A 15,632-nucleotide genomic window follows, 5' to 3' on the forward strand; every position below is an offset into this window, starting at 1 on the left:
TACCACGCTCAGGAGCCGGTCTACAGCATGTCACCTACGCTTGATGTTCAATCAGCTTTGCCGCGGCGCCATCGCCGTTACGGTTTAGCGCGTTGGTGGCTGGCGGGTCTGTTAGTGAGTTGCCTTTTACCCGCCAGTTTAAGCCCTGCAGATGCGTTCCGCGGTGGCGAGCGTAGCGTTACTATCTGTTTCTGGGTGCCGGCGATTTTACGCGCGCAGTCCCACTGGGTCGCCAAACGGCGGCGTGCCCTGCAACGCTGGGCGCAAAGCCCCCAGCGCTTTGCGCCTGTACGCCGTCTTTGTCACTGGCTAGCCCCGCTGGCTATGCTGGTCGCCGCGCGGGATGTCTTGACCCAGCGCGGCCCGCCTTCCCACCGAGTCTGTCGTTAATACACCTCTTTGTGCATGCTCTGCAGATAAAGAGCATGCCGTAAAAGGGCAAAGTCCGATGGGACGCTCGTGAATATTTGGATATTTCATGCTTAATAATTTATTACGTAAAGTCGTTGGTTCTAAAAATGACCGCGACGTTAAACGCATGCACAAGAATGTGCCGCAGATCAATGCCTTGGAAGCAGAGCTTGAGGCTATTAGCGATGCGGAGCTGCAAGGAAAGACGGCCGAACTGCGCCAGCGTTTAGAAGCCGGTGAGTCTCTTGATGCACTGCTAGCGCCCGCTTTTGCAGTTGTTCGAGAAGCCAGTAAGCGCGTTATGGGCATGCGCCACTTTGATGTGCAGATGGTGGGGGGCATGACTCTGCACCGTGGTCGAATCGCAGAAATGAAAACCGGTGAAGGTAAAACGCTGGTAGCGACGCTGGCGGTGTATCTAAATGCGCTGCCGGGTAAAGGTGTGCACGTGGTAACGGTGAACGACTACCTGGCGCGTCGTGATGCCGAGTGGATGCGTCCGCTGTATGAATTTCTGGGTCTTTCCATTGGCGTCATTTTCTCTGGGCAGACTGGCGAAGAGAAGCGTCATGCGTATCAGTGCGATATTACCTATGGCACCAACAACGAATTCGGTTTCGATTATCTGCGCGATAACATGGCGTTTTCGTTAGAAGATAAAGTACAGCGTGGCCTGCATTATGCAATTGTCGATGAAGTTGACTCGATTCTTATCGATGAAGCGCGCACGCCGCTGATTATTTCCGGCGCGGTAGATGAAAATACCGACCTGTATAAAGTCGTTAATCAACTTGCCCAGCAGCTCGAGAAAGGCGAAGAGATTGAAGATGAAGAGGCCACGGTGGTCGGTGACTTCTTAGTCGATGAAAAGCAGAAGCAGGTAGAGCTAACGGAGCAGGGGCATAATAAAGTTGAAGAGCTGATGCGCGCTGAAGGCTTATTGGGCGATGAAGAGTCCCTGTACGCGGCGCAAAATCTTAACTTGCTTCAGCATATGCACTCAGCCCTGCGTGCCCGCTACCTGTATAACCGTGATGTCGACTACATCGTATCTGAAGGCCAGGTGGTGATCGTTGATGAGCACACCGGTCGTTCAATGCCAGGGCGCCGCTGGTCAGAAGGGCTACACCAAGCAGTTGAAGCCAAAGAGGGCGTCACGGTGCAGCGCGAAAGCCAAACGCTAGCCTCCACGACCTTCCAGAACTACTTCCGGCTATATGAAAAATTAGCCGGTATGACCGGTACGGCAGATACTGAAGCCTTTGAGTTTCGTCAAATTTACGGTCTCGACGTGGTGGTGATTCCTACCAACCGGCCATTGGCTCGTAAAGACCTCAACGACCTGGTTTATTTGAGCGCTGAAGAGAAGTACGAAGCGATCATCAAAGATGTCAAAACCGAGACCGAAGCCGGTCGACCGGTGCTGGTGGGTACGGCGTCTATTGAGACATCCGAGTACCTTGCCAAGCTGATGCGCGAGGCAGGCCTGACGTTTAACGTGCTTAACGCCAAACAGCACCAGAGCGAAGCCGAGATTATTGCTCAGGCAGGCCGCCCGGGGGCGATTACCATCGCCACTAATATGGCCGGTCGTGGCACCGATATCGTCCTAGGGGGTAATTGGGAAGCCGAAGTAGCCAAATTACAAAACCCTAGCCAAGAGCAAGTTGAAGCGCTAAAAGCCGAATGGCAAGCGCGTCACGATGGCGTGCTGGCCGCGGGTGGCCTGCACGTGGTGGGGTCTGAACGCCACGAGTCCCGGCGTATCGATAATCAACTGCGTGGCCGTGCCGGGCGCCAGGGTGATCCTGGCTCGACACGGTTCTTCTTGTCGCTTGAAGATAGCCTGATGCGGCTGTTTGGCTCTGATCGCGTTAAGCGCTTGATGCAGGCGTTGGGTCTTGAGCACGGCGAAGCCATTGAGCACAAAATGGTTTCTAATGCTGTCGAGCGTGCTCAGAAGAAAGTCGAAGGGCGTAACTTCGATATTCGTAAGCAGCTGCTTGAGTATGATGACGTTGCTAACGATCAGCGCCGTGTGATCTACGATCAGCGCAATGAAATTCTGGCTGCGGACGATGTTGCCGATGCTGTCATTGGTATCCGTGAGGAGGTAATGGAGACGGCTGTCAGCGATTACGTGCCGCCCCAGAGCCTGCCTGAGCAGTGGGATCTGCCCGGCTTGGAAGCGCACTTGAAAACCGAATTTAACCTTGAAGCTCCCGTGGTTAAATGGGCTGCCGAGGATGACCGTTTCAGTGAAGAGCAACTGCGCGAACGGCTTCAGACGATGCATCGCGAGGCCTATGCAGCCAAAATCGAGGCGGCGGGTGAGAAGCTGATTCGCCGCTTTGAGAAGCAGGTCATGCTGCAAGTGCTGGATACGCGTTGGAAAGAGCACCTTCAGTCGATGGATCACCTGCGTCGCGGTATCCATCTGCGTGGCTATGCTCAGAAAAACCCTAAGCAAGAGTACAAGCGTGAATCCTTTGAGCTCTTCCAGCATCTGCTAGAGCATATTAAAGCCGATGTGACGCGCATCCTGAGCCATGTTCAGGTTCGTCAGCCCAAGGAAGTAGACGCCCTTGAGCAACAGCGTCGCGAAGCGCTGGCCCGGGAGACTGCCACGGCGGCTAGCCGTCATGACGCTCCGGCCCAGGAGCTGTCCGAAGCCGAACAGGAAGCGCCTGGTGTAGATGGGCGTCCTATGCGTCGCGAAGGCCCTAAAGTTGGCCGCAACGACCCCTGTTTTTGTGGCTCGGGTAAAAAGTACAAGCAGTGCTGTGGAAAACTAAGCTAACGGCGCCCGTTTTGAGACGCTCTGTGAAACGGTCTTTGTCTATAGGAGAGAATCATGGCGGTTGGAAACACTTCCTTTCCAGAGTTACCACCCCTAGAAGGGGTGCGCCTGGGGGTTGCAATGGCGGGTATCAAAAAGCCGGATCGCCGTGATTTGGTGGTGATTGAACTGCCCGAGACCGCGACGGTATCAGGGGTCTTTACCCGAAATGCGTTCTGCGCAGCGCCGGTGGTGCTGGCGAAGCAGCACCTTGAGCAGTGTCGTGCAGAAGGCCGTTCACCGCGCTACTGGCTGATTAACACCGGTAACGCTAACGCAGGTACCGGTGAGACAGGCTTGCGCGATGCGCGTGCTAGCTGTGCTGAACTGGCCAAACAGGCAGGCGTGTCTGAGCAGGATGTACTGCCATTTTCAACTGGCGTGATTGGTGAGCCGTTGCCGATGGATCGCCTGTTAGCTGGCTTGGCGCCAGCGCTAGAAAGTCTGGCCAGCGACGCTGTGGCTTGGGAGCTCGCAGGCCAAGGTATTCTAACCACCGATACCCGTCCCAAAGGCGCTACCGTCACGCTGGAAGTGGGTGGACAGCAGGTGACGATTAATGGCATCGCCAAAGGGTCGGGCATGATCAAGCCCAATATGGCCACCATGTTGGGGTTTGTGGTGACCGATGCGGCTATCGAAGCACCACTATTGGATCGCCTGCTGCGCGAAACGGTTGATCGCTCGTTCAACTGCATTACGGTGGACAGCGACACATCAACCAATGACGCGTGCATGTTAGCGGCAACCGGTACTGGCCCTAGCATTGTCGAAGATGAACAGATAGCCGTTTTTAGCAACGCCTTGCAGCGAGTAATGACCGAACTGGCCCAAGCAATTATTCGCGACGCAGAAGGTTCAACGAAATTCGTTACTCTTCAGGTGGGCGAAGCTAAAAGCCGTCAAGAGGCGCTTGATGTGGCCTTCACCGTTGCTCACTCACCGCTGGTTAAAACCGCGCTTTACGCTTCAGATGCTAACTGGGGACGTATTTTGGCGGCTGTGGGGCGAGCACCTGTGAGTGAGTTTGATGTCAATCGTGTGGTGATTGATTTGGGTGATGTACGCTTAGTTGAAAATGGCGGACGTGCTGCAGGTTATACCGAAGCAGCGGGGAGCGCCGTGATGGCGCAGTCAGAAATTACTATTCGCATTAATTTGGGGCGCGGTGAGGAAAGTGCCACGGTATGGACTTCCGACCTCTCCCATGACTATGTATCTATCAACGCGGATTACCGCAGCTAGCCAGTTGTCCCCCTGGGGTCGTGGTATTAGCTGGCCGTGGTAATGGGCATACGCAGCGAGATAGCACCAATGCCTTATAGGCGTTGGTGCGCGCAGTGGATAAAGACGTAACGAGTATATGAGTCTATGAGCATAAAGGTAAAACGACGGGTTCACGTCGCGGCAGCTGCGATTATTAGCGCCGATCAAAAGCAAGTACTGATCGCTCGTCGGCCATCAAACGTTGATCATGGCGGGTTGTGGGAGTTCCCGGGCGGTAAATTGGCCCCTTATGAAACTGGTCTTGAAGGGCTAAAGCGTGAGCTGCACGAAGAGCTGGGCGTTGAGATTGTTAGTGCCCAGCCACTGATTCGTGTCCACCATGAGTATCCCGACAAGCACATCCTGCTTGATGTATGGCAGGTGCATGAGTTTGCTGGTGAGCCCTTTGGTCGTGAAGGACAGGCGGTGCGTTGGGTACCTATGAGCGAGCTCTCCAACTACCCCTTCCCAGCGGCTAATCTGCCAATCCTGAGAGCGGTAAGGTTGCCTACCGAGTATCTAATTACCGGGGAGGAAGCCATTGATGCGCATTTCGATGCGTCTTTGGAGCGCGCGCTGCGTGAAGATAACATTCGGCTGGTACAGCTGCGCGCCAAACAGTTGGATGAAGCTGCTTATCTAGCCCGTGCCCAACGTGCATTGAGTTTGTGCCGTGAGCACGGCGCGCGACTGCTACTCAATGGTGAGCCAACGCTGCTCGATCACATTGATGCCGATGGTATTCATTTGACCAGCGAGCGTTTGATGCAGCTTGAGCGTCGTCCGATTGCCGAAAGCAAGTGGCTGTCAGCGTCGACACACAACCAGACGCAGCTTACCCAAGCGGCGGTGCTGGGCTGCGACTTTGTTAGCCTGTCGCCGCTGCGCACCACGCCGTCGCACCCGGAAGTGTTCCCGCTCGGGTGGCATGATTTTCAGCAGTTGGTCGAGCGCGCAGGCATGCCGGTGTTTGCCCTTGGCGGTATGACGCGCTTTGACGCCAATCACGCTCGTGCTGTGGGCGCTCAAGGAATTGCCTCAATCCGCGATTTCTGGAAATAACCCAGCTCATCAATCTGTAATGAAAAACGCCTGCCTGGATCGTTATCCAAGTCAGGCGTTTTTTTGTTTAGCAAGCAACCGAAGGTGTCCTAGTCGCGGTAGCGGCGGGTTAAGTCGCTATAAGCGTCAATGCGCCGGTCACGCAGGTAAGGCCAAATACGGCGGGTGTTTTCACTGCGCGCCATATCAAGTTTCACAACGAGCTGCTCTGTCTCTTCACCCGCATGGGCTAATAGCTCACCTTGGGGCCCGCAGACGAAACTACCGCCCCAGAACTGAACGCCGTCGCCGACCCCGGAGTGATCTGCTTCAAAGCCCACCCGGTTGGCCACCAGTACTGGCAAGCCGTTGGCGACGCCATGGGCGCGCTGAATGACCGTCCAGGCATCTTTCTGGCGGTTCTTTTCTTCGTTATCGTCATTGGGTTCCCAGCCGATTGCCGTCGGGTAAAGCAGTAAATCGGCTCCGGCTAGTGCCATTAGGCGTGCAGCTTCGGGATACCATTGATCCCAGCAAACCAACACACCGAGACGGCCCAGCGAGGTTTCGATCGGGGTAAAGCCTTCTCCACGGGCGCTGTCGTGATCACCCGGTGTGAAGTAAAACTTCTCATAAAACCCAGGGTCATCGGGAATGTGCATCTTGCGATACTGCCCAACTCGCCCTTTGTCGCGGTCATAGACCACGGCGGTATTGTGGTAGAGTCCCGGTGCGCGACGCTCAAATAGCGAACCGACCAGCACAATATCCAGCTCTTTGGCGAGCGCCGCCAAGCGCTGGCCGGTAGGGCCATCGAGGGGTTCCGCTAGATCAAACAGCGCGGGATCTTCAAATTGGCAAAAGTAGTGGGTAGCGTGCAGTTCTTGAAGCAGTACCAGCTGCGCACCTTTTTTAACGGCACTGCGGATACCTTCTTCGCTAGCTGACAGGCTTTTGGCTTTGTCCGGCCAGGCGAGTTGCTGCACAACACCTACAGTTAGCGTCGAATTTGATGTTATCGACATAATGGTTCCTTTATTCATTCAGTACTATTCAGTCAGTACTATTTAATCAGTATCAGCCGAGTGCTGGGCAAGCGTTCTCTCGATAGACTATCCCAGGACAGGCGTGTCGCGAATAAGCGTGCCTTGTGGAAGCTGCATGGTTAAACAGTGCAGGCTGCCGTGTTGGCGAATAACGCTAACGCACTCAATAGGAATAAGCGTGTGCTCGGGAAACGCAACCGCTAACGCGTTTAGCGCGGTGACATCCGCCGGGTCGCCGTAAGTGGGCACCAGCACGGCCTGATTAATGATCAGAAAATTGGCGTAGGTAGCGGGCAGGCGATGGCCATCTTCCGGGTCAAAGCAAGCCTGGGGCCAGGGCAGGGCGATAAGCCGGTAGGGTTCACCATTGCGCTGACGGAAAGCTTGCAGCTCCCGTTCCATTGCTGCTAAGGCAGTGTAGTGCGGGTCGTTGGGGTCATCGCAGCGCACGTAGGCAATGGTGGATGGGTCGCAGAAGCGCGCCAGGGTATCAATATGGCTGTCGGTATCGTCGCCTTCTAAATGACCGTTGGTCAGCCACAATATGCGGTCAACCCCGAAGTCCTCGCCAAGCTGCGTTTCTAATGCTGCTCGGGATAGCGTGGGGTTACGGTTGGGGTTCAGCAGGCATGCTTCAGTGGTCAGCAGGGTGCCTTCACCGTCAGTTTCTATGCCGCCGCCTTCCAGTACCAGATCCCGCGAGCTCACCGGGCAGACCCATACGCCTGCATTAGCAAGCCGCTGGGTGAGTCGATTATCACGCTCGGCGGGAAATTTTCCACCCCAGCCAGTAAAGGTGTAATCGAGCATGACTAATTGGCCATCTTCGTCGACCACACTGACCGGCCCATGATCCCGCGCCCAGGTATCGTCGGTGGGTGCGACAATAAGCAGCAGGCGCTCAGCGGGCACGCCGTAGGCGTCAAAAGTGTCGACCAAGCGCTGTTTGGTGAGCTCGTCGGGTACGCAAATCAGCACGCGCTGATAGCGCGCGGTGGCAATCACAATGCGTTCGAGAGTGGCTTCGATGCAAGCAAGTAGTGGTGCCCAATCGCCGTCATGGCGTGGCCAGGTCAGTTGTATCCCATCCTGGGGATACCATTCGGGTAGCAAACGGTACGTCATAAAAGCGCAGCCCCACGGTCAGCAGTAAATCGGCGCAATGTAGGGCGTGGCGGGGCAAGTTGCAAGCGTAACGTTTTTAATCTGAACGCTCGCGGTGCAGACCGCTCTAATGCCCGTTTGAACATGCAGAGACACTAAAAAAACCGTACCATGAGCGCTTATTGATAAGGAATGACGCCATGCTTGATCGTTTGCCTTTTCTGGTGGGGCTGCGCTACGTGCGCGCTAAACGCCGGAATCACTTTATTTCGTTTATTTCGCTCACCTCGATGCTGGGGTTAATGCTGGGGGTCGCGGTACTTATTTTGGTGTTGTCGGTGATGAACGGCTTCGACCATGAGCTGCGCACGCGTATTTTAGGTATGGTGCCCCACGCTAAAATTGAGTCCCGGGCGGGCATGGTGGAGTGGGAGACGCTAGCCGAAGAATTAATGCAGCGGGAGCGCGTTATCGGTGCGGCGCCCTATGTTGAGCAGCAGGGTATGTTCTCTGTGGGTGGGCGTAATCAGGGTGCTATGGTTAATGGTATTAACCCTGATTGGGAAGACCGCGTGTCGATTATTGGTGAACATATGCGCCAGGGCGAACTAACCGATCTGGTTCCCGGCGAGTGGCACGTGGTACTGGGCTCAATGCTGGCGCGCAACTTGGGCGTTGGCGTGGGCGATCGAGTGACGCTGCTGGTGCCTGAAGCATCGATTACTCCGGCTGGAGTCTTTCCGCGCTTAAAGCGTTTTACCGTCAGCGGTATTTTTAGCGTCGGCGCCGAACTAGATGCTAATTTGGCCTACGCCAATATTGAAGATATGCAAACGCTTGCCCGTCTTGGCGATGCGGTCGGCGGGCTTCGCCTGGAGTTGGATGATCTATTTGCTGCCAGCAGCGAAACCCAGGCGATTCTCAATGAGCTTGGCCCGGAGTATCGGGGGAGCGATTGGACGTTCTCTCAAGGCAATCTTTTCCAGGCGATACAGATGGAAAAGCGCATGATCGCACTACTGTTAACCGTGATTATCGCCGTGGCGGCGTTCAATATCGTCTCGACACTGGTCATGGTTGTCACCGACAAGCGCGCGGATATCGCCATTCTGCGTACGATAGGTGCTAAACCGAGCTCGATTATGGGCATTTTTATTGTTCAGGGCATGGCCATCGGGCTTATCGGTATCGCCATTGGGGTGGCCGTGGGTGTGCTGCTGGCGCTGACCATTGCTGATCTGATTGGCTGGGTGGAAGGAACGCTGGGCATCCAGTTCTTGGATGCTGGGGTCTACTTCATCAGCGATTTACCCTCTCAACTGCAGTGGAATGATGTTATTCGGATCGTTTTGGCCGCCTTTGGTCTGACGTTCCTGTCGACACTTTATCCCGCTTGGCGGGCGGCAAAAGTTCAGCCAGCGGATGTGTTGCGCTATGAATAACGGCTTCAGGAATAAGGATGACATGATGTCGATGAATACTGGGCAAGACGCTGCGGTCATGCTCGATTGCCAGTCGCTGACACGAACCTACAGTGAGGGGCCCCAGGATCTGACGGTACTGGATAAGCTCAATTTGCAGGTGCGTGCCGGTGAACGGGTTGCCATCGTAGGTAGCTCTGGGTCAGGCAAGACGACACTGCTCAATTTGCTGGGGGGGCTCGATCGTCCCAGCGAAGGTAGTGTGGTTATCGCCGGTGAGCCGCTGTTGGGCTTAAATGAAGCGGCACTGGGTAGCTTCCGTAACCGCTACATTGGGTTTGTGTACCAATTCCACCATCTGCTGGCAGAATTTACCGCCGTCGAAAATGCTGCGTTGCCGCTGATTATTCGCGGCCAGTCAAAAAAGGCAGCCGAGAAGCGGGCAATGCAGATACTCGAGCGGGTAGGTATGCAGCCGCGGGCGGATCATAAGCCGGGTGAGCTTTCCGGTGGGGAGCGTCAGCGCGTGGCGATTGCCCGGGCGCTGGTCACCGACCCTAGCTTAGTGCTAATGGATGAGCCCACGGGCAATCTGGATCAAACCACGGCGGCGACAATTTTGTCACTGATGGACGAGCTGGCCAAAGAGAGCGCCTGTGCCTTTGTGATTGTGACCCACGACGTTAGCCTGGCGGCCCATCAAGATCGGGTGCTTAAGCTGGATGCAGGCAAGTTGGTAGAGCAGGCGCCAGCGCTCTAACCGCCGGGCTCAATCATTACTCATCAAATTCAGCCTCAATCTGTGCGCGCCGCTGCCGACGTTTCTGGCGGCGGCGTTTCCAGTTATGGGAGACGTGCCAGCGCCAGATTAAACGAATGCCAATATTGGCAACGATGGCCAATACTATCGCCGTTACCAATGAGCCGACGATCAGTGGCGGCATAATGTCGTGCATCTGTTCGGCGATCCAGCGCGTCGAAATTCGTGACGGGGCTTCCCGCACGGGCGCGCCGAGTATAAAGGTGCCAATCCAGTAGTTGCCGTAAAAAATGACCGGCATCGTCAATGGGTTGGTAATCCATACCAAGCCCACCGAGAGGGCTAAGTTGCAGCGCGTAATGCGAGCGCCCAGCGCTGCGACCACCATCTGAAAAGGGATGGGTAGCATCGCGCAAAACACGCCCACGCTAAATGCATTGGCAACGCTTCGGCGAGTTAAAAGCCACAAACCCGGATCTGCAATCAGCGGTGCCATAAAGCGTAGCGAGCGCTGCTTCCTGATGGTGTCGGGTTTGGGCATGTAGCGCTGCAGGAACCGGCGCGGCATGACGGATACTCTTACCTATCGATGTGGCCCATTATCCATATCGAGCTGCCTTTCGGCTATGCTATGCCATCAATGAAGTGTCGCCAGGGAGGGTTCTATGCGGTTAGGTGTTGCCATGCCAGCGGCGCTTGCGGCACTCGCAGGAGGCATTTTGGCCTGGTACAGCCACGCTGAAGCGCTGACCCCAAACGCGTTTGGGTGGTTGTTAGTGGCCGCTTTACTGGTAATGGTGTGGTGCCCGCGCGTAGGTAGTTGGCTACTGATCGGGGGGTGGGTCTTCATTGGCGTACAAAATGAATGGGGAAGTCGCTTACCAGCAGGGCTAAGCGGTGAAGATATTAGCGTTGAGGCGACCGTGTTGACCGCCCAGCCGCTGGGTAATGCGATGCGCCTGTTGTTAAGCATTGATAAATGTCAAAGCGCTGCAGATAGACCGGCCCGGCCCAGCTGCTCGGCGCTTTCCAAGGTGCGCATAAGCGCTTATAGCGATGAGCGATTTGAGCCCGGTGAACAGTGGCAAATGACGCTGCGTTTGCGCCCCCCAAGCGGCTTTGCCAACCCTGATAGCTTCAATTATGAGCAGTGGCTGTGGCGCGAGGGGATCCACGCCACTGGCTATCTTCGTCAGGAGCCTGCGCCGGTTAGGCTCTCCACTGCGAGCCCTTCGTTGCGCCAACTCGCGCTGGGTTTTTTAGCCCAACAAACGCTTGAAGAGCGTACCAAGCGTTGGTTAGCAGCGCTGACACTGGGGGATAGCGAACAACTTACCCAGGATGACTGGTCGCTGCTGAATGCTACCGGCACCACGCATCTAGTGGTTATTTCAGGCTTACATGTCGGTCTGGTGGCGTCGTTTGTGCTGTTACTCGCCAAGTTAGCTGCTCGTTTTACAACACCTACCAACTGGCGCATGCGCACCTGGCCGTGGTGGCTGGCAGCGCTTGCTTGTGTCAGTTACGCCACCCTGGCTGGGATGGCGCCACCGGCCATGCGGGCAATGGTGATGACGTTGATCGGACTGTGGGTGCTCAGCGGACGTCATGCGCCAGGGCCTTGGCAAGCTTGGTGGCTCGCTCTGGCGCTAGTACTGATCGCTGATCCTCTGGCTTTATGGCGCCCTGGCATGTGGCTATCGTTTGTAGCCGTCGCGTGGTTAATCCTTATTTGGCAAGGGCGGCAGCGACCCAAAGGAGTGAAAGGCTGGTGCTGGGCGCTGGCGAGATCGCAACTGCTGCTCGCCCCGCTAATGGCCGCCGCGGTACTGGTGGCCTTTGGGCGAGTGGCACCCGCCGCCCCGTTGATCAATTTAGTTGCCGTGCCCTGGGTGAGCTCGGTGATGGTACCCACGGCACTGTTGGGATGGCTGCTGTCACCCGTTCCCTTGGTGGGAGATGGGGTGTGGTGGCTGTTTGAGCAGGCGCTTAGCGTTTTCCACCTATTGTTGACGCTTGCTGTTCAGCACTGGCCATTGTGGGAACCTGATCGGCCGTTAACGTATCCGCTTGCCTTCGCTTTGCTACTGCTGTCGCTATGCTGGGGGCTACCTGCCGTACTGCCAGGTTTACGGCTGGCAGCCACTGCGCTGGCCTTAGCGCTGCCGTGGTGGTCGCTTTCATCATCGATACCTCCAAATACGCTCAGAGTCAGTGTGCATGACGTGGGGCAAGGGCAACTGGTAGAGCTACGTAGCGAACATTATCGCCTTCTCTATGACACCGGGCCGCGCTTTCGTAGTGGCTTTATGCCGCTGGAGACGCTGTGGTCGCCGGGACAGAAGTTTGATCAGGTGATTGTTAGCCACGCTGATAATGACCATGCGGGTGGCATTGGCGCATTGTTAGCGGACCATCGGGTCAGCCAATGGGTGGCGCCTAAGGGTGAGGCGCTGCCAGTTTCTAGCATTGACTGTCAGCGTGGCCAACGTTGGCAGCGTGACGGAGTGCGTTACCGCATCCTTTGGCCGCCCGCGGGTGAGAACGATTTTTCTGCTAATGATCGCTCTTGCGTACTTGAAGTGAGCATTGGCGAGCAGCGACTGTTGGTTACCGGAGATGTGGGCACGGAGATAGAGCGACGCTTTCTGAGTAAGGTAGCGCTACCCGTTAATGTATTGGTGGCAGGGCATCATGGCAGCGGTACCAGTTCGGGTATCCAGTTTGTGCGTCACACCGCACCTGAGCATGTGATATTTAGCGCCGGGCGGCGTAATGCTTTTAATCATCCGGTAGATTCTGTCGTGCGCCGTTTTCGCCAGCAGGGAAGCTGTCTATGGAGTACGGCCCATGACGGAGCGCTATATTTTTGGCTAAACGCGGCCCAGCCCATTCGGATCGAAACGATGCGACCCCTGCCAGGGCAACGTAACCGGTGTTGAAGCGCGTCGCCATCAGGTAGAATTCTCCCCACTGTACACTATGGCCAGGAGCGCCTGTGACTGATTCAGGTTGGGGTATCTATAAGCGGTTATTGGGCTATGTTAAGCCGCATTGGCGTGCGTTTGCGCTGGCGGTGGTGGGTTTTGTGGTATATGCCGCGTCAAGTACCGCTCTGGCGGAAATGATGAAGCGCTTAATTGATGGCATTCAAAATCCGGATGCGGCGTTTCGGCTATTTCTTCCACTGTTTGTGATTATTATGTTTTCTGCCAGGGGCTTAGGTACTTTTTTAAGCACCTATTTCATGGCCTATGTGGGCCGCTACGTGATTCACACCCTGCGCTGCGACGTGTTTGCCCATCTTCTCCATCTGCCCGGCCGGTTTTTTGACCACCACTCCAGTGGTCAACTTGTGTCGCGGGTGACCTATCACGTGGAGCAAGTTGCCGGAGCGGCCACCAAGGCGGTGACAATTATTCTACGTGAAGGCCTGTTCGTCATTGGTCTAGTGCTCTATTTACTGTGGACTAACTGGATGTTAACGCTACTGTTTCTGGGCGTAACGCCGATCATCGCGGTAGTGGTGAGCTATGTCAGTAAACGGTTTCGGCGCATTTCAAAGCGCATTCAGCACTCCATGGGCGATGTCACCCATATTGCCTCGGAAGCGCTGTCGGGCTACCGAGTGGTTCGCACCCACGGCGCGGAAGAGTATGAAAAACAGCGCTTCGAACGGGTCAGTGAAGAGAATCGCCGCCAAAGCATGAAAGAGGCCATGACCCGTGCGGTCAGCTCCCCCGTGATTTTGATGCTGGTGGCTATCTCAATGGCCATCCTGGTCTGGCTGGCCATGGCGCCTTCGCTGATGGAGAACATGACGCCCGGTGAATTCGTGGCTTTTATTACCGCAGCCGCTCTGATGATTAAACCCGTGCGCCAACTGACCGAGATTAATGGTGAGATTCAGAAAGGTCTAGCGGCCGCATCAGAGCTTTTCGGGCTACTGGATATGACCCCAGAAGAGGATAGTGGTAAACGTATCGCCAGCCGTTTAAGCGGCGAGGTATTGATTGATAAGGTTAGCTTCCGCTACGCAGACGATCAGCCCGAAGTGCTGCACGATATTAATCTGCGCCTAGCGCCGGGTGAGCTGGTAGCGATTGTTGGCCGTTCGGGAAGCGGCAAGTCCACCTTGGTCAGCCTGCTGCCGCGTTTCTACCGGCCCAGCCAGGGCCGTATCAGCATTGATGGCATTAACGTTGATGAGTACGCGCTGGGCCCACTGCGCCAGCAAATTGCCCTGGTGTCCCAGCAGGTGACGCTATTTAACGCCTCAATCGCCGATAACATTGCCTATGGGGTAGCCAATCCTGATCCTAAGGCTATTCAAGCGGCGGCAGAGGCCGCTTACGCCCATGAGTTTATCGACAAACTGCCCAATGGCTATGCCACCACCGTGGGCGAGAACGGCGTGATGCTCTCGGGCGGACAGCGCCAGCGGTTGGCGATCGCTCGGGCGATCTTCAAGGATGCGCCGCTGCTGGTGCTGGATGAGGCTACTTCAGCGCTGGATACTGAGTCCGAGCGCTATATTCAAAAAGCCCTGGAGCGGGTGTGTGAAGGGCGTACCACGCTAGTCATCGCCCACCGCTTGTCGACCATTGAACGGGCCGACCGGATTGTGGTGATGGATCAGGGGCGCATTATTGAAGAGGGTTCGCATCAGGCGCTGCTGGATGCCGATGGCGCCTACGCGGCGCTGCATCAGCTGCAGTTTCAAGAAGTGCCATGAGAACGCTGTCAGAGTGCTGGCTAAAAGGCGCATACCAGGGCAGTCGATGGCTATTACCGCTGAGACCGTTAGGGGCGCTGTACCAGTGGGCGATGGCTCGCCGTGAACAGGCCTACCGAAAGGGTCGTAAAATCACCTGGAAAGCGCCGGTGCCGGTTATTGTGGTGGGTAATATCACCTTGGGAGGGACAGGTAAATCGCCGTTGGTGGCTTGGCTAGCTAGCTGGCTGGTGGCTCAAGGTTGGTCGCCAGGCATCGTTAGCCGCGGCTATGGTGGAAAAGCGCCGCATTACCCGCTACTTGTCACCGCCGACACTGACGTTGCCGAAAGTGGCGATGAACCACTGATGTTGGCCCAGCAGACAGGTCTGCCGGTGGCGGCGGATCCGCAGCGCGCGCGTGGTGTTCAGGCATTGGTAGAGGCGGGCTGCGATATTATCCTCAGCGACGACGGATTGCAGCACTTGGCACTGGCCCGGGATATTGAGCTAGTCGTTATTGATGGCGCCCGTGGGCTGGGTAACGGGCGCTGCCTGCCCGCGGGGCCACTGCGCGAGTCGCCCAGACGGTTGCGCCGGGTTGATGCGGTAATCGTCAACGGTGACCCTCAGCCGCCGTTGCCGGTTAGCTCTGTCACTACCATGCAGCTAGCACCACTGTGTTGGCGTCGCCTTGAAGATGGCGAGCGCTTTCCGCTCACGCCACTGCCGTTTACGCTGCCAGTGCACGCGGTGGCGGGTATCGGACATCCTGAGCGTTTTTTTCGTACACTTTCCGCATTGGATGTTGAGGGGGAGTGGCACCCGCTTGCCGATCACCAACATTTTGATGCAGACGCGCTAAACTTTGCGGACACGCGCCCGGTGATTATGACCGCCAAAGACGCCGTTAAGTGTTACGCCCTGGCGCCGGCCAACAGCTGGGTACTAGACGTGGAAGCAACGCTTCCTCCCGAATTTGAGCACTGGCTGGCAGCGCGGCTGTCGGCACTTTCCTAAAGGAGATACAC

Annotated in this window: 12 protein-coding genes; 9 read left to right on the top strand and 3 right to left on the bottom strand. The window is 56.2% G+C overall.

All coding sequences use genetic code 11. From position 1 onward, the window contains the following. The first annotated feature begins 27 nt into the window (after positions 1-27). The 4 genes from J7J49_RS14570 (at position 28) to J7J49_RS14585 (ending at position 5,578) form a co-directional block, all read left to right on the top strand. Positions 28-390 carry a hypothetical protein gene (locus J7J49_RS14570; RefSeq protein ID WP_215093555.1) on the top strand — a complete coding sequence of 121 codons (363 nt, stop codon included), beginning with the start codon at positions 28-30 and terminating at the stop codon, positions 388-390. A gap of 88 nt (positions 391-478) precedes the next feature. After that, entirely contained in the window at positions 479-3,211 is a 2,733-nt protein-coding gene (gene secA, locus J7J49_RS14575) for a preprotein translocase subunit SecA (RefSeq protein WP_215093557.1), read from the top strand. Between the two features lie 54 nt (positions 3,212-3,265). Then, on the top strand, positions 3,266-4,495 hold the full coding sequence (gene argJ, locus J7J49_RS14580) for a bifunctional glutamate N-acetyltransferase/amino-acid acetyltransferase ArgJ (protein WP_215093559.1): 1,230 nt from the start codon (positions 3,266-3,268) through the stop codon (positions 4,493-4,495). A gap of 126 nt (positions 4,496-4,621) precedes the next feature. Beyond that, the gene (locus tag J7J49_RS14585; RefSeq protein ID WP_064236576.1) at positions 4,622-5,578 is read left to right on the top strand and encodes a Nudix family hydrolase; all 957 of its coding nucleotides are present in this window, start codon (positions 4,622-4,624) and stop codon (positions 5,576-5,578) included. An 89-nt stretch (positions 5,579-5,667) separates the two neighbouring features. Here the strand turns inward: J7J49_RS14585 and J7J49_RS14590 are convergent, their stop codons facing one another. Next, the gene (locus tag J7J49_RS14590; RefSeq protein ID WP_215093561.1) at positions 5,668-6,582 is read right to left on the bottom strand and encodes a carbon-nitrogen hydrolase; all 915 of its coding nucleotides are present in this window, start codon (positions 6,580-6,582) and stop codon (positions 5,668-5,670) included. 87 nt (positions 6,583-6,669) lie between these two features. Then, entirely contained in the window at positions 6,670-7,728 is a 1,059-nt protein-coding gene (locus J7J49_RS14595) for an agmatine deiminase family protein (RefSeq protein ID WP_215093563.1), read from the bottom strand. A gap of 179 nt (positions 7,729-7,907) precedes the next feature. Between J7J49_RS14595 and J7J49_RS14600 the strand changes: the two genes are divergently transcribed. After that, positions 7,908-9,149: a lipoprotein-releasing ABC transporter permease subunit gene (locus J7J49_RS14600; RefSeq protein WP_215093565.1), complete on the top strand. Its 1,242-nt coding sequence runs from the start codon at positions 7,908-7,910 to the stop codon at positions 9,147-9,149. Positions 9,150-9,174: 25 nt separating this feature from the next. Next, the gene (locus J7J49_RS14605; protein WP_215093567.1) at positions 9,175-9,888 is read left to right on the top strand and encodes an ABC transporter ATP-binding protein; all 714 of its coding nucleotides are present in this window, start codon (positions 9,175-9,177) and stop codon (positions 9,886-9,888) included. Positions 9,889-9,904: 16 nt separating this feature from the next. Here J7J49_RS14605 and J7J49_RS14610 read toward each other — a convergent pair whose 3' ends face one another. Then, positions 9,905-10,456: a DUF2062 domain-containing protein gene (locus tag J7J49_RS14610; RefSeq protein ID WP_064236580.1), complete on the bottom strand. Its 552-nt coding sequence runs from the start codon at positions 10,454-10,456 to the stop codon at positions 9,905-9,907. Positions 10,457-10,553: 97 nt separating this feature from the next. Here J7J49_RS14610 and J7J49_RS14615 point away from each other — a divergent pair, with 97 nt between their 5' ends. From J7J49_RS14615 to lpxK, 3 genes are read left to right on the top strand one after another with little or no spacing between them, the layout of a single operon-like run. Beyond that, the gene (locus tag J7J49_RS14615; protein ID WP_215093569.1) at positions 10,554-12,830 is read left to right on the top strand and encodes a DNA internalization-related competence protein ComEC/Rec2; all 2,277 of its coding nucleotides are present in this window, start codon (positions 10,554-10,556) and stop codon (positions 12,828-12,830) included. A 56-nt stretch (positions 12,831-12,886) separates the two neighbouring features. Continuing rightward, complete coding sequence (gene msbA, locus J7J49_RS14620) at positions 12,887-14,623, top strand: lipid A export permease/ATP-binding protein MsbA (RefSeq protein ID WP_215093571.1); 1,737 nt, start codon at positions 12,887-12,889, stop codon at positions 14,621-14,623. Further along, positions 14,620-15,621, top strand: coding sequence for a tetraacyldisaccharide 4'-kinase (gene lpxK, locus J7J49_RS14625; RefSeq protein WP_215093573.1), 1,002 nt, complete (start codon positions 14,620-14,622; stop codon positions 15,619-15,621). The genes msbA and lpxK overlap by 4 nt, the downstream gene beginning before the upstream one ends. Positions 15,622-15,632 lie beyond the last annotated feature (11 nt).

Origin of the sequence: Halomonas sp. ISL-56, from assembly GCF_018612805.1 — a bacterium.
Lineage (GTDB): Bacteria > Pseudomonadota > Gammaproteobacteria > Pseudomonadales > Halomonadaceae > Vreelandella.